This is a genomic window from Stenotrophomonas sp. PS02289 (assembly GCF_029960115.1).
In the GTDB taxonomy this organism is placed as follows: domain Bacteria; phylum Pseudomonadota; class Gammaproteobacteria; order Xanthomonadales; family Xanthomonadaceae; genus Stenotrophomonas.
In genome coordinates, this window is the sequence record NZ_JASCOZ010000106.1 from 1 (window position 1) to 15,204 (window position 15,204).

Genomic DNA, 15,204 nt, shown 5'->3' on the forward strand with positions numbered 1-15,204 from the left:
GGGTGTTTTTGGGGGTGTTTTTGCGGGGCCCCAACCTCGGGGGGCCCCCCACCGGTAGGTACCGACCGTTGGTCGGTACGCAAACGTCACACGGTTTCGCCGAAGGCCTTGGCCAGATTCCGATACGCCTTCTTCTGCGCGTCATCGGTGGGCACCGGGGCCACGATTTCGATTTCCACGATCTGATCGCCATCCGGGTTGCCCGGCAGGCCGCGTCCGCGCAGGCGCAGCTTGCGTCCGGCATCTGAGCCGGCCGGCACCTTCAGTTCGACCGCACCGCCCAGGGTGGGGACACTGATGCTGGTACCCAGCGCGGCCTGCCACGGGGTGACGTCCAGGGTGTACAGGATGTTGCGGCCGTCGACCTCGAACTGCGGATGCGCGGCATATTCCACTTCCAGCAGCAGGTTGCCGCCGTTGGTGCCCTGCCCGCTCAAGCGGATGACCTGGCCGGGACGGATGCCCTTGGGCACGCGCACGTCCAGCTGCTTGCCGTTGACGGTAATGCGCAGGCTGTCGCCGTTGTAGGCCGCTTCCAGCGGCACCGACAGCTTGGCCCGGGTGTCGCGGGTCGGCTGCGGGCCCGCGCTGGCACCGCCAAAGCCGCTGGCGCGGCCGGCTCCGCCGCGCTGGCGCGCGAACAGGCTTTCGAAGAAGTCGCTGAAGCCGCCACCACCGGCTCCGCCGCCGAACACCTCCTCGAAATCGAAGCCCTGGCCGCCACCGTAGCCCGGCGGCGTGTGGAACTCCTCGCCCGGTCGGTAGCCCTGGGCCTTGAGCTGATCGTAAGCGGCGCGCTTCTGCGGATCGCGCAGGGCTTCATACGCCTCGTTGACCGCCTTGAACTTCTCTTCCGCGCCGGCCTCTTTGCTGACGTCGGGATGGTACTTGCGCGCCAGCCGGCGGTAGGCGGTCTTGATTTCGGCATCGCCTGCGCTGGGTTCCACCCCGAGCGTGGCGTAGTAATCCTTGAATTCCATTGAAAAACACCTCGAATAGGGTCGGCCACCCGCGCCGGCGGGGGCTGTTCAGTCAATTCTAGCGGGTGCAGGCGCTTGCGCCGTGATCGAAACATGACCCAGCGCCATGCGGCAGCCGAGGGCATGGGCTACGCTGCACCTGTGCCCTGCCCTGACCGTGTTACTGGAGCCCCCATGACCATCCACGTAGGCGACGCGATTCCTGAAGTGACCCTCAAGCGCATCCGCGAGGGCATGGAAACGCTGGATACCCATGCGCTGTTCGACGGGCGCAAAGCGGTACTGTTCGCGGTGCCCGGCGCATTCACCCCGACCTGTTCGGCGCGCCATCTGCCCGGCTTCGTCGAACACTTCGAACAGTTCCGTTCGCGCGGCATCGACGTGTTCTGCATGGCGGTGAACGACCCGTTCGTGATGAAGGCCTGGGGCGAAAGCCAGCATGTGCCCGACGGGTTGCAGATGCTGTCCGACGGCAATGGTGACTTCACCCGTGCCCTGGGCCTGGAGATGGATGCCAGCAGTTCCGGGATGGGCGTGCGCTCGCGGCGGTTCGCCCTGTATGTGGAGAACGGCGTGGTCCGGGGGGCGTGGATCGAGGAGCCGGGCAAGTTCGAGGTGTCGTCGGCGGAGTATGTATTGGCGCACCTGCCAGCCTGACCGGTAGGTGCCGACCGTTGGTCGGCACGCCTCAACGCAGTATCCGGAACCGCACCTGGGTCCACGCGCCGTCGCTGGCCAGCGCGGTGAGCGTATGCTCGCCGGCCTCGTCGAAGTCCCGCTGCAGCAGACGTGCGCCTTCCGTGCGCGCAATCCAGCGATCATCCAGCAGCCAATCCACGCTCTGTTCGGTGCCCAGCGCACGCAGCTGCAGGCGCACGCCATGTTCGGCGTTGGGTGCACGCGCCAGCGTGGCGCGGTCATTCAATCCCTCGATGTGCAGGGTGCCGGTACCGACCGCTCCTTCGTCGCGGCAATCCGGCGACAACGCCGGCAGCTGCGAGGCGCGGCGCAGGGCCAGCGGCAACCACGGCGATACCCGCGCCGGCCAGCGCGCGATCTCGCGACTCTGTGACTCGTGCGGCAGCGTGCACTCCGGCGACAGGCGCAGGCCACTGCGCGCGTCCACCTGGAAGCGCTGGCGGCCGGCCTGCCACAGGCGGGCATCGCGTTCGGCGAACGTCGGTGGCACCGCGCCATCCAGCACATAGGCGTCCAGGCGACGCTGGCAGAGTGCCGGCGGCACATCCTGCTCGCGCTCGCCGGTCGGCCAGCAGATGGTTTCGCTGCTGACGCTGGCGGGCAGCGGCGCAGCGCTGGCATCGCCGGGCTGGCGCGGCAGGCTGTCCACCACTTCGAACATCAATGGCAGCGCGGTCACTGCACCGTACTGACCCGGCAATGGCGTGCCGTCCGGCCGCCCCACCCACACACCCACGGTGTAATGGCGGGTGCTGCCAATCGCCCAGGCATCGCGGTAGCCGTAGCTGGTGCCGGTTTTCCACGCCACGCGCGGGCGACCGGTGACATCGAAGGTCCCGCTGCCATAGCCAGGTCGCGGATTGGACTCGAGCACCTCGCGGGTGATCCAGGCCGCACCCGGCGACATCAACCGCCGCTCGATCACCGCGTCGTCCGGGCGATACCGCACGCGTCCGGCAATGCCGTTGCGGTTGAAGGCGGCAAAACTGCCGACCAGGTCTTCCAGGCGCGCGCCGGTACCACCGAGAATGAGCGACAGATTGGGTGCACTGCCATGCGGAAAGCGCAGGTTGATGCCGGCATGGGACAGACGCGCGGCAAAACGCGCCGGACCTACCCGATCCAGCAGGTCCACTGCCGGCACATTGAGCGACAGCCGCAGCGCGGTAGCGGCGCTGACCGGGCCGTTGAACGCGGCATCGAAGTTGCCGGGGCGGTAACCCCCAAAGCTCTGCGGTGCGTCCACCATCAGGCTTTCGGAATGGATCAGACCATCGTCCAGCGCCATGCCGTACAGGAACGGCTTGAGCGTGGAGCCAGGCGAACGCCACGCCTGCACCATGTCGACGTGGCCGAGCCGCTGCTTGTCGCCGAAGGCCACCGAGCCCACGTATGCGCGTGCTTCGAGGGTGCGGTTGTCGACCACCAGCAGCGCGGCGGAGGTGCGTTCGGGAAGCTGCGAGAAGTAGGAGCTGACACGTTCTTCGAGCGTACGCTGCAGGCCGATGTCGAGCGTGCTTTCAATGCGCGCCGCACGCGGCTCGGCCGCACGCAGGCGCTGGGCGAGCAGTGCGGCATGCAGCGGCGGCTGCAGCGCGCGGGTGACCACCGCTTCCATGCGCGCATCGTCGACCTCCTCGCGCGACCACACGCCGAGCGCGACCATGCGTTCGAGCACCTTGTCACGGGCCACCTGCGCCGCCTCCGGATGGCGGTCCGGGCGCAGGCGACTGGGCGACTGTGGCAGCACGGCCAGCAAGGCCGCCTCGGCATGTGAGAGTTGCGCGGCCGGCTTGCCGAGGTAGGCCCAGCTGGCCGCTTCAACACCTTCGATCGTGCCGCCGTAGGGTGCGCGTTCCAGATACAGGGCCAGGATCTGGGCCTTGCTCAGGTGCAGTTCCAGCTGCATCGCGCGCAGCAGCTGCTTGGCCTTGCCCCACGGCGTGCGCGTGTGCGGGTCGAGGATGCGTGCGACCTGCATGGTCAGCGTGGAGCCGCCGGACACGATGCGGCCACTGCCCAGCCACTGCTTGCCCGCACGCAGCAGCGCCCAGGGGTTGACGCCCGGGTGCCGCCAGAACCAGCGATCCTCGTAGTTCAGCAACGCCTGCAGGTACAGCGGCGAAACGCTCTGCAGCGAGGCGGGATAGCGCCATACGCCATCGGCATCGGCGAAGGCGCGTAGCGGAGTTCCATCACGCGCGACCACCAGGGTGCTGGTGTCGCGTTGCTTCGGCAACGGCGGCGGGAACGCCAGGTCCAGCACCAGCAGCACCGCCAGCAAGGTGGCGGTGCCCCAGCGCAGGCCCCGCCACAGCCAGCGGTACCGGCTCAATCAGGGCTCCACCACGGTGATCGTGGTCGGATTGCTGCGCCCCACCCCGCGCAGGTCGGGACGGTACATGTCCTCCACCAGCGGCGGCGGCACGGTGTAGGTACCCGGAGTGACCGCACGCACCAGATAGAACACCTTGGCGGTGCTGCCCCGCGTCAGCTTCAGCGCGGCCACGTAGCGGTCGTCGCGGAACTCCTCATGGCGCAGGGTGGCCGCTTCACCACGCTCGCTGATGCGCAGACCGTCCACCACCACGTCGGCCCACTGCTTGGCGTCGCCGAGGTTGAGGTTCTCGATCTCCAGACCGGCCGGCAGCAGGTCGGTGAGCAGTGCGTCGGGCATGTCCAGGTTGGGGGTGATGTTGACCCGCACGATCAGGGTTTCACCTTCCTTCAGCGGACGCGGGGTCCACGGCTTGCCGTCGGTGGTGTACCAACTGCGCTCAACGCCCAGATGGCGGCTGTCCGGCTCCGGCGCGGTGCGCGGAATGCCGGCCACTTCGAGGCTGGCGAACATCGGCGGCTCGCCCTGCGGGGTGAAGCGCACCCCTTTGGCCAGCGCGGCGTAGTCGAAACCGCGTCCGAACAGTCGGCGCGCGGCAATCGCTTCCACTTCGCCGCCTACGGCCAGCTCGCCGGAGACCTGCTTCTTCTGGTTGGCCGCCAGTGCCTTGCCCAGCCGCGCCAGCGCGACCTGTTCCTGGGTGCTCAGCCACATCCAGCCGTTGTTGCGGCGGGCATCCAGCGCACGTCCCAGGTCCACCGCACGTGCGTCGTAGGCGGGCTTGGCCAGCTTGCGTTCGTGCAGCAGGGCGATCATCAGCGCGTCGTCGCGCACCGCGCTGCCGTAGTCACCGAAGTACTGCGGGCGCTCGCTGCTGGGCTTGGCAAAGCCGGCGGCAATGGCGGCGTCGCCGCGCTTGTGGTCACCCTGCAGCGACAGGGCGATCCCCAGGTGCACCAGCGACAGGCCGGTCAGCGCCTTGCTGCGTTCGTTGTCGTACAGCGCGCGCAGGGTACCCAGCGGAGCACGGTTGACCCGGGCCAGCACGTAGCCGGCGTACGCCTGGTTGGCGAACTTGAGGTTCTCGCGGCGGTCTTCGCCGTAGAACTGGTTGCCGCCGGCCAGCAGGTCTTCGCTCAGGCGATTGAGCGCCTTCTGCAGCACGGCATCCTGCACGGCGAAGCCGGCGTCCTTGGCGTCGAGCAGGAACTCGGCGATGTACGGGGTCAGCGCCGGATTGACGTAGCCGTCGTCACCCCACATCGAGAAATTGCCATTGGCCACCTGCATCGAGGCCAGCCGACCAAACGCGCCCTCCATGCGTTCACGGCGCTGCTTGGCGTCCAGTCCACCGGCACCGAGCATGGTTGCGGTGGCTTCGTCCAGCATCAGCGCGGCATAACCCTTGCTGGTGGTCTGCTCGGCGCAGCCGTAGGGATAGCGCAAGGCACCTTCCAGCGCACTGGCGAACGGAATCGGCGGCAGCGCGCTGACCAGCATGCGGGCGTTGACCGAGTCCTGCATCAGGCCATCGGCCAATGAGGCGTCCATGCTGACCGCCGTCAGCGGATCCAGCGTACGGGTCTGCGCGCGCAGCACCTGCGGCCACGCGGCACGCACCGGCAGGTCATAGCGACGGTCCACCTTGAAGCCGTTGTCGTCCACGCGCACCCGCACCTCGGCCACGGTATAGCCCTCACGCGCGCCCAGCGGGAAGCTCAGCGTCTGCTTGGCATCGGCGTTCAACTTCAGCGTGCGGCTGCCCTCGCCCAGCGTGATCGGACCGGCGCCGTCGACCTGCACCTTGAACTCACCCGGCTTGCCGGTGAAGTTCTGCACGTCCAGCGTGACCGTGCTGCGGTCGCCCGGTGCGAGCACGCGCGGCATGCTGGCTTCGGCCAGGATCGGCGCGCGCACCACGGTTTCCATGTCGCGCTTGCCGTATTGGTCGTCCGAATACACCACCGCGGAAACCCGCAGCGTGCCGTTGAAGTCGGGCACCTTCAGGTTGACCCGGGCATTGCCCTTGGCGTCGAGCTTCACCGGGCCGGCGAACAGGTCCACGGTCTGCACGCGTGCGGTGGGACGCTTGGCCTGCGGCAGCGCGGCCAGGGCCATGTCGCCACCGAACTTGAGCTTGCCGCTGCTGCCGTCGAAGCTTTCAATCACGCGGCTGTAGATGTCATAGGCATCCACACCCAGGCGGCGCTGTGCGAAGAAGTGCGCTGCCGGATCCGGCACCGCGAAGCGGGTGATGTTGAGAATGCCCACATCCACCGCCGACACCGTGACGTGTGCCACCTTGCCGGCCAGCTGCGGCGCGCTCACCGTGACCGGCAGGGTCTGCTCGGGGCGCATCTGCTTCGGTGCGGACAAGCCCACCGCCACGCTGCGCGCCTTGCGGTCCATCGGCACGTGGACCACGCCCACGGCACGGGCCGGCGTGATCTTGCTGGGTGCACTGCCGCCACGGAACACCAGCGCGGTGATGTAGACGTCGTGGCGTTCCCAGTCGGCGGTGACCGGCAGGTCGAAGGTGCTGCCCGGCTTGGCGTCGATTTCCTGGACGTAGAGCATCTTGTCGCTCTCGACCATGATCACGCCCTTGCCGGCATGCGGCGGGGTGACCGTGACGCGCACGGTGTCGCCGGCCTTGTAACCGGTCTTGTCCAGGCTCAGCTTGACCTTGTCAGGACGGGCATCCAGGCCGCGGTTGTCGTCGTTCCAGCTCCAGCCGGCGTGGAAGGGATAGCGACTGGTCAACCCGGTCGCCGGGTCGAACACTTCCAGCCGGTACTCGCCCCACTCCACCGGAAAGTCGATGCCGACGGCCGCACTGCCGGCGTCGAGCGTACGGGTTTCCTTGTTCTCGAAGCGACGGGTGAAGTCGTAGTCCCAGCGGTTCTCGTTGAAGGTCCAGTGGTAGTCGCGCAGCTCGCGCACCAGGGTCACCTTCAGGCCCTTGCCCGGATGGGCCTTGCCGGCCGCATCCACACGCAGGATCTCGAAGCGGGCGTTGCTGTTGGCGTCGGCCCCGTCATTGTGATCGAACAACGGACGCACACCGACCAGCACCGGGGCCGGCCACATCACCCGCTTCAGGGTACGGCTGACGGTGCGTCCACCGGTTTCATACACGCTGCCAGACAGCACCACAGCGACAGGTGCCGTAGCCTTGACTTCAGCCGGCAGCGCCACGTCCTGGCGCAGCTTGCCGTCGGCCGGGAACTCGGTGTCGATCACATCGCGCGCCTCGCGCGGCAGCTCCATGGTGACATCGCCGAAGAAGTAACCCGGCAGCGACTCGACCGGGGACGTCTCGGCCGTCACCGCCAGACGTGCGGTGAACCGGTTGCCGTCAGCCGGTGCACCATACAGATAGGCGGCATCGGCCTGCAGCTTGAGCGGCTCGCCGGGTTTGAGGGTCTTCTGCGGGCTGTCCAGATCCAGCTTCATGCGCTCGGGCAGGAACTCCTCGATGCGCAGGGTCATGCCCTGGATGGCCTCCTTGCTGGCCGGGTTGCTGCGGAACTCCACCTGCCAACGGCCGGTGGGAGCATCGACCGGAATGGTCTGTTCAAAGCTCAGGTAGCCCTGTTCGCCGGGCTGCAGGCGGGTTTCACGGAACGTCTTGCCGTCGGGCTGCTTCAGGCGGAGATACACCGGCTGCGGCTTGACCGGCTTGCCGTCGTTGTCACGCAGCAGTGCGGACACGCGCACGGTTTCACCGGGACGGTAAAGGTCGCGCCCGGACCAGGCGAAGACGTCGAACCAGGCGTTGTCGCGACCGGCCACGGCAAACTCGCTCAGGTCCAGCGCCGGCTGGTTGAACGGCAGGAAGGTGGTATCGGCTCCGCTGCTGGCAATCAGCACATGGCCGGCATCCAGGGTGTACTTGAGCAGCGCGTTGCCGTTGCCATCGGTGCTGCCTTTGAGCACCACTTCGCCCTTGGCATCCAGAATGCGCAGGTCGATCTTCTTCAGTGCCGCCCCGCTCTGCAACGAGGCGGTGTGGACGAACAGGGTGTCCTTGTAGGCGCGGGTGTGCAGGCCGATGTCGCTGACGGTGAAGAAGGCGGTGTCGAACTCGCTGTCGAACGAACCGGTGCGCTTCATCACCGCGAAGTACATGCCCGGTTCCTGCAGTTCCTTGATGTCCTGGGTGGGCAGATAGGTGAGCACGCGCTCGTTCTGCTTGCCACCGAGCACAAACCGGTTCACGTAAACCGGTTCGGCCAATTGCGACATCGGGGTCTTGTCGCCGTACTCGCTGTCCAGTTCCCAGCTGCCGCGACGTCCGCCGCGCTGGTACTGGCTGAAGAACTGCGGCAGCTGCTTTTCACGGACGCGAAGGAACTCCACGTCCACTTCCGGCACGTTGACCGAGACCACCGGCAGGCCGCGGCTTTCGCGTGCGGGCAGCACGCTGCCCTGGGAGGCAAAACCGGCGGCGGGCTTGAGCTCACCGGTGAAGACCTTCTGCTTCAGTTCCTTGCCGATGCGGCTGCCGTCGGCCGCAAGCAGATCGGGCGAGACGACCAGGGTGTAGTCCTTGGCCGCCTCCACGAACGGGTAACGCAGCGTGGTGCCATCGTCGGACAGGGTCCAGCTGCTGTCCTCGGTGCCGACCTTTTCTTCAAAGCGGACCAGCGCATCGAAGTCCTGGGTGCCGACCAGCGGGCGCGAGAACTCCAGCGCCAGCGACAGGCCATCGCCCTTCTGGTCGGGGTAGGCGCGCAGCAGGGTGAACTCGGTAACGGCTTCGGCCTTGGCCGCGATTGGCTTGCCGGAGGCCTCCGGCAGCTGGCCGCTGTCGTTGCGCTTGCAGCCGGCAACCCCGAAGGCCAGGCCGGCGGCGAGCGCCAGCGCGATGATTCCCTTCCACTTCCCCTGCCCGACCCGACCCTGCGTAGCCATGACGTCACTCCTTGAACGATGCCGCCAGTATACGGCGGCACCGTGAACCAGAGCAGCGACCCAGGTCGCGCTGCTACACGTGCAGCAGCTGCATGCCGTGGGTCGCCCCGGTGTCGGTATCGATGTGCACCCAGCGACCGAGGCGGTCGTGCAACAGCAGCAGGCCGGCCTGCTCACGGGCCCGCACCTGCGCCGGCCCGGGCCACTCCACCCGCGCCAGTACCGCGGCGTCGCGGTACCGCAGCAATACGCTATGGCTGTGTTCGGTGCCTGGCAGGTGCACCAGCAGGCCGCAGTCCAAGGCCTGGAAGTGGCTGTCACCGGTCAGCGTCTCCGCCGCTGACGCCGCCAGCAGGGCGCACCTGCGCAGGCCGTTGTGCGCGTACTCGAGCTGCAGGTCACCCGCGCTGTCCCGATAGATTCGTGGCTGCAACGCGCCGGTTTCCGGGCTGGGCAGCAGAGGCAGGTCCGGCACCGGCTGCAGGGCCTCATGCGCGCTGCGCCGACGCCCGGGCAGGCGGTAGCGCCACACTTCAACTTCATGACCGGCCGCCACCAGATAGACCTCGCTGGCACCGAAGAAATCTGCCGCCACCACCGGTCCCGGCAGATCCACGTGCCAGAGCACGTCGTTGACGTGCCGGCTGGCATCCACGGTGCGGATCCGGTTGTCGATCAGCACCGTCCAGCCGGTGGTGTCAAAGGTGGGGGCGAACGTAGCCGAGGCGATGGTCCCCAGCGCGGTCACCCGGCGCGTCGCCAGGTCCAGACGCTCGACCCGTGAAACCTGTTCGCGGGTTGCCACGGCGAGCGCGGCTTCACCGCTGTCGCCCATGACCAGGCGGAACGCCGGAACAGCGAAGCGCTGCTGTACCTGGCCCTGGGCGTCGATCACCACCGCACCGGCCTCGCCCAGAGCAACCAGATAGCGCCCGCCGGGCAGTCCGGCCAGATCGTGCAGGGAATGCAGGCCCGGCGACGGGGCCGTCAGCAGCACCGGGTTCCTGCCCAGCGGTGCCGGCACCGGCGCATCGGCCGTTGTCGCCCAGCTGGGCATGTCCGCGCGAAGGACTGCATTGGCAGACAGCTTCAGCAGCCGCTGGAAGCGCTCCTGCGGCCAGTGGCTGCGGCCGCGGGAGCGGTCCGAGGCCAACACCGGCAACAGGTGCGCCGCGAGCGCGCGGGTACTGGCGTTGTGTGCACCGATGTCGAGCAAGGCGTCGGCCATGCCCAGGCGCAGCTGCGCATCACCGTCGACCTCCAGCAGCGCGTCAATGCGTGCCGCGTGGTCGGCCAGCGTCTCCGGCAGCAAGGTGGCGCGTTGTACCAGCGCGCGTACCGAGAGCACGGTGCCGGCCGCCTCGGCGGCCAGCAACCAGGCCAGCGCCTGTCCCCGTTGGCTGGGCAGCGGCCAGATCGTCTCCACCGCGCCCAGCCAGTCACCGTGATCGGCACGCAGCACTGCCCACAACGTGCGCAGCGCTTCGGCCTGCTGCGGGTGGTCGGCCTGCAGCAGTGCGATCGCATCGGCGAACGCGTTGTCGCGCCGCGCCACCAGCACCGCGCGCGCGGTGTCACCGGCCAGCATCAGCAGCCGGATCACCATCGCCGGCGGCATATCCCAGCCGAGTGCGAGTTCGGCCGCCTGCGCAAGGCGCGCGTGCTTGACCAGGTAGTCCAGTGCTTCCTGGCGTGCGTGCAGCAGTTCGGCCAGCACGAACACCGCCTCGTCGATGCGACCGGCGCGGTCCAGTCGCTCGAACGCGGCGCGGTACATCGTGCGCAGATGGTCCATCAGCGCGTCGTCCAGGGCGATGGTCGTGCCCGCGCCACGCGCGCCGCTCAGGGTCAGCGATTCGCGTCGCCCCGGCGTACCAAATGCCGGCCCGCGCGAGCCCGCCTCCTCGCCCAGCGGCAGTGCATGCCGCAGCGCTTCATGCAGATCGCCGCGCTCGAACATGCCCATCATCCGGCGCAGGTGCGCCCCCTGCCGGTAGCCAAACACCCGGCTGGCACGGGTCAGCATCGCCAGCCGGCCCAGCGCCATGCGCCAGGCGGAGGGACGAGCCGGATGCGGGTTGCGACGCGGTGCGATGCCTCCGGCACTGCCTGCGCTCCCGCCTGTCCTGCCCGGATCCAGGGTATTGCCCACCCAGGAGAGCACCGACAGCCCGATGCCCGGCGCGACATCGCGCCACCACCGCGACACCCGCTGCAGCGGTGCCTCCTGTGTCGCTGATGGCTGGCCATGCAAGCTGCGCAGGAACTGCTCGCTGGCCTCGCTGCGTGGCGGAATGGCCTTGCCCAGCAGCTGACGCACATCCTTTCCCTGCAGTTCCGGCAACAGCGGCGGCGGTTCGGGAACACTCAAGTCATAGGTGGTGCGCAGCGTATGCTGCGACACATCCAGCAGCAGCGACACGTCCAGGGACTCGCCTTCGGCAAGCCGTCGCGGCTGGGCCTGCGCCGCCTCGACCAGGATCAGATCGGCGGCCGGCACCTGGGCGCGCTCCTCTGCAGTCAGCGGACCGGCCTGCAGCACGCCGTCCACACGGCGCAACGGAAGCCCCACGGCCTGCGCGCACTCCATCCAGATCGGCTCCGGCAGGCACAGCAGGTCGCCGTCGGCAAAGCGCCAGGCATGGCTGCCCGTGCGCCACGCCTGCAGCAGGCGTGCTTCGCGCTGTGCCTGGTCCAGCCACGCGCTGGAGAACCAGAGCGCTGCCACCGGCTGCCGGCCCTGCCACAGCGGCACCCGCAGGTTGGCCAGGGTCGCTGTCGCGGGATTCTGCTCAGGTCGCATGCTCATCTCCTGTGCCGCGCACCCTGGCCAGCACCGTATGCGCCTCGGGGTCCGTGCCCAGCGCAAGCACCAGCAACTCGCCGCCCATACCGAGGACGGCTATGCGGCGGCCACAGTCGGAGACGGACGCCGCCATGATGTCGTCGCTGGAGGTATGGATTACGGTCTGGATACCGGTTCCCACCGCGACCAGGGTGCGCCGGTCGGCGCGCAGGACCAGCATCTGCCAGACCCCTTGGTTGTTGCCGGCCTGGATCAGGCCGATCCGCTTCCAGTCCACCGGGAGCTTCGCCAAGCCGACCTGGCCGCACCCGGCGTCATACAGGGTCAGTACGCACAGACCGTCGAGATCACGATGTTCAACGCAGCAGGTCTGGAAACCGCTGCCACGCTGCGTGCCACCGAACCACACCGCGCGGGTGCGGTCAGTCGCCAGCAGTCGCGCACGCGGACTGCTGTTGCCCCGGCTATCCAGTTGATGGATGCCGACGTAGATGCCTTCCACCCGCGCATACACCACCCCCTGCGGATTGGCCTGATGCAGCGCGAGCACGTCGCCGGCCACACGCAGCGGTCCGCGCTTTGAAGCTGGATCACCGGGTATCGGTGCAGGCCAGACCAGCAGTTGGCGGGCATGGTCGATGACCGCCACGCTATGGCGCTTTCCGCCTGCATACAGCAGGGCAATGGGCAGCCACTGTGGCACGCCGGGACGCACCGTGAACACTTCCGGTTCCGGCCGCGGCTGGGTGGACTGTCCCTGCAGCTTCCAGAAATACAGGTGGTCGGCATCGCAGGTGATGCCACCGAACACCTTGTCCCAGGTCGTTGCGGCCAGCATCTGCGACTGCGCGGCCCATTCGTGATAGCGGCCGGTGTATACCTTGCGCTGCCCCGGTTCGGGCAGACGCAGCTGGAATGCGCCGTTGCGCCCCGCCAGTGCCACCGCAACGCTGCGTCCATTGGGGCTGAACAACGGCGGCTGCCGCAATGAAAAGCGCCCTTTCGCCGAGCTTGAATCAGCACGCGCGGGTCGATGCAGGAATTCACCGGCCAGCAGGCGCGCGGCCGGTGCGGCCGCCAGGCGTGGCAGTGCCAGCGTACGCAATGCGGCACGCGGCCCCATGCGGACCTGCAGCTGTGCGTCCCAACCGGTGTGGATGCGGGCCGCGTGAGTGAATCCCGCATCACCCGACACGCCCTGGCCACCGCCGATGCACCAGCGCTCCCCAATGTGAGGCGATGACGGCTGCAGCACCGCGTGCCAGGCCAGCCAATGCGACGACTCGGCCACCGCATGGGTGCGCCCGCGCAGCATTTTCAGCAGGTCCTGCGGCGTCTCCACGGAGTGCAGCTCACCGGGAAGATGCGCCAGCCCCCACTGCAGCTGCGCGCGTTGCGCCTGTGCATGCCGCCAGAGCAGGATCCACAACGCGACATGGACCAACCGCGCGTCGCCCCATTGCGCAGGACCGGCATCGAACACCATCACCATGCGCGGGTCGCTACGCGGGCGGATCGGCGTGGGGGCGAGGAACAGGTGTTCGCCATTGGCGGCACGGCGCAGAAACTCGTCCGGAGCCAGGTCGGCCAGACCCCACTCGCTCAGCAGCAAACGCTGGTACTGCCCCCGGGAGGCCAGTTCGCCAAGGCCGTCGGGTTCGGGCGACGGTGCCTGCACGCGCGCGCTTCCGTTGCCCAGCAACGGGGCCAGGCGCAGCAGCCACTCGCCCAGCGCCGCGACGATCTCAGCATCGAATCCTTCCAGCCATTGTCGCCACGGCTGCAGCGGCAGCGGCAACGATGGTGGTGCAACCGTGGGGGCGCTCATGCCTGCCCCCAGCGCTGGCGCAGGTGCTGCAGCCAGCGCGTATCGAGCGGCAGCAGGCGGCTCAGCGACAGCAGCAGCGCAGGCTGCTCCAGCAGCAGCAACGGCTGCGCGCCGTGCTGGCGCGCCAGCGCACGCGCGAGGAGATCCAGCGGCTGTCCAGGCTGGCGGGTGGTGGGCAACCACAGTGCGCCGGCCTCACGACACGGGGCCACGTACTGCACACCGTCCGCCCACGGCAGCTGCGACGCCTCGCCGGTGACCAGCAGCACGCCGTCGGCGGCCACTGCCCGGCAGTCGGGCCGCGGGTTGTGCTGCACGACCTGCAGCAGGGCCTGCGCCACGCGGCCCAGCCCGATCACGCCGCACGGTGCCAACGGCTCGGCGACATCACGCCAGCGCGCGCTCATGCCGGCTCGCTGACCCGCTCCACCAGACGTGCACGCGCGGCGGCCAGCTCCGGCGACAACGCCGGCGCGGCGAAGTTGGCGTCGATCTCGCGCAGCAGTGCCTCGGCGATGGTCCGCGTGGCCGCGCTGCCGGTGTCATCCAGGCAACTCTGCGCGGCCTGGACGAGCCGGTCCACGCGCGACACCGGCTGCAGCACGACCTGCTCCACCGCATTGCGCAGCGTCGGATTGGTGGCCATCAGCATGGAACCGCGCAGCACTTCCTGCGCGCTGAGCTGGGCCTCGCGGCTGGGCAGCACATAGAACAGCGGCCACAGATCCGCCTCGGTTGCCTGTTCGCGACCCGCCAGCACAGTGGCCGCCGCGACCAGGCGCTGGGTTTTGACGATACGACGGTCGGACAAGGTCACTCCGGCCGCGCGCAGTTTGCGCAGCGCTTCGGCCAGCGGATTGCGCACGTCGGCGATACGGACCTGGGCCACCTGGGCGCGCAGCAGGTCAAGATCGGCCATGTCGGCGGTGGCTCCCGGCGCACGCGACTCCTCCGCCCAGCCGCCTTCCAGTAATGCTTCCAGGCGGCTGTCGGGCACCGGCTCGACGAACAGGCGCAGCAGGAAGCGGTCGGCAAAGGCAGCCAGCGCCTCATCCTCCGGCAACGCGTTGGCCGCGCCCACGCAGACGCGCAGGGGACAGGCGATGTCGGTATGCCCACGGCGGAAGCGGCGCTCGTTGAGCACCCCCAGCAGGCTGTTGAGAATGGCAGTGGAGCCAAGAAACACTTCGTCCAGGAAGGCGATGTCGGCCTCGGGCAGCATGCCGGTGACATCGGCTTCAACCCGGCCGTCGCGCAGCTTGCGTAGATCCACCGGCCCGAACAGCTCGGACGGTTCGGTGAACCGGCCAAGCAGATATTCGAAGTAGCGCCCGCCCAGCGCGTTGGCCACCCGGCGCACCACCGCGCTCTTGGCGGTGCCCGGCGGGCCGACCACCAGCAGGTGCTCGCCGGCCACACTGGCCAGCACCATCAGCTCGGCCAGCTGCTCGCGGTCGACCAGACCGGTGGTTGCGGAGTGGACCACGTCACGAAGACGGGCGGCGGCAGCGGCGTGGGCAATCATGACGTCGATCCTTGTACGATGACGTCATTATGCGTCAACAGCGTGGCGCGTAGAGCCACGCCCTGCGTGGCCGTGGCCTGCCGGTTGCCGCGAAGCCACGCAGGGCGTGGC

The 15,204-nt window shown here is 68.5% G+C and carries 8 protein-coding genes; 1 reads left to right on the top strand and 7 read right to left on the bottom strand.

Going from position 1 to position 15,204, the window contains the following annotated elements; all coding sequences use genetic code 11:
* Window positions 1-86 precede the first annotated feature (86 nt).
* Entirely contained in the window at window positions 87-980 is an 894-nt protein-coding gene (locus tag QMX83_RS14530) for a DnaJ C-terminal domain-containing protein (protein WP_282297358.1), read from the bottom strand.
* A 174-nt stretch (window positions 981-1,154) separates the two neighbouring features.
* Here QMX83_RS14530 and QMX83_RS14535 point away from each other — a divergent pair, with 174 nt between their 5' ends.
* Window positions 1,155-1,637: a peroxiredoxin gene (locus QMX83_RS14535; RefSeq protein WP_282297359.1), complete on the top strand. Its 483-nt coding sequence runs from the start codon at window positions 1,155-1,157 to the stop codon at window positions 1,635-1,637.
* A gap of 31 nt (window positions 1,638-1,668) precedes the next feature.
* On the opposite strand, the gene pbpC is transcribed toward QMX83_RS14535, so the two are convergent.
* The 6 genes from pbpC to QMX83_RS14565 all read right to left on the bottom strand — a co-directional run bounded on the left by pbpC (window position 1,669) and on the right by QMX83_RS14565 (window position 15,093).
* Entirely contained in the window at window positions 1,669-4,014 is a 2,346-nt protein-coding gene (pbpC, locus tag QMX83_RS14540; protein WP_282297360.1) for a penicillin-binding protein 1C, read from the bottom strand.
* On the bottom strand, window positions 4,015-8,934 hold the full coding sequence (locus tag QMX83_RS14545; protein ID WP_282297361.1) for an alpha-2-macroglobulin: 4,920 nt from the start codon (window positions 8,932-8,934) through the stop codon (window positions 4,015-4,017). It abuts the gene before it with no gap.
* Between the two features lie 73 nt (window positions 8,935-9,007).
* Window positions 9,008-11,737, bottom strand: coding sequence for a bpX6 domain-containing protein (locus QMX83_RS14550; RefSeq protein ID WP_282297362.1), 2,730 nt, complete (start codon window positions 11,735-11,737; stop codon window positions 9,008-9,010).
* Complete coding sequence (locus QMX83_RS14555) at window positions 11,727-13,568, bottom strand: hypothetical protein (protein ID WP_282297363.1); 1,842 nt, start codon at window positions 13,566-13,568, stop codon at window positions 11,727-11,729. Before QMX83_RS14555 ends, QMX83_RS14550 begins: the two co-directional genes overlap by 11 nt.
* Entirely contained in the window at window positions 13,565-13,975 is a 411-nt protein-coding gene (locus QMX83_RS14560) for a hypothetical protein (RefSeq protein WP_282297365.1), read from the bottom strand. Before QMX83_RS14560 ends, QMX83_RS14555 begins: the two co-directional genes overlap by 4 nt.
* Window positions 13,972-15,093 (bottom strand): AAA family ATPase, encoded by a 1,122-nt coding sequence (locus tag QMX83_RS14565; protein WP_282297366.1) that lies wholly within the window; start codon window positions 15,091-15,093, stop codon window positions 13,972-13,974. Before QMX83_RS14565 ends, QMX83_RS14560 begins: the two co-directional genes overlap by 4 nt.
* Window positions 15,094-15,204: the final 111 nt, after the last annotated feature.

Coding starts and splice junctions, on each gene's coding strand:
- QMX83_RS14535 (WP_282297359.1), top strand. CDS start 1,155: ATGACCATCCACGTAGGCGACGCGATTCCTGAAGTGACCCTCAAGCGC.
- QMX83_RS14530 (WP_282297358.1), bottom strand. CDS start 980: ATGGAATTCAAGGATTACTACGCCACGCTCGGGGTGGAACCCAGCGCA.
- QMX83_RS14545 (WP_282297361.1), bottom strand. CDS start 8,934: ATGGCTACGCAGGGTCGGGTCGGGCAGGGGAAGTGGAAGGGAATCATC.
- QMX83_RS14550 (WP_282297362.1), bottom strand. CDS start 11,737: ATGCGACCTGAGCAGAATCCCGCGACAGCGACCCTGGCCAACCTGCGG.
- QMX83_RS14555 (WP_282297363.1), bottom strand. CDS start 13,568: ATGAGCGCCCCCACGGTTGCACCACCATCGTTGCCGCTGCCGCTGCAG.
- QMX83_RS14565 (WP_282297366.1), bottom strand. CDS start 15,093: ATGATTGCCCACGCCGCTGCCGCCGCCCGTCTTCGTGACGTGGTCCAC.
- QMX83_RS14560 (WP_282297365.1), bottom strand. CDS start 13,975: ATGAGCGCGCGCTGGCGTGATGTCGCCGAGCCGTTGGCACCGTGCGGC.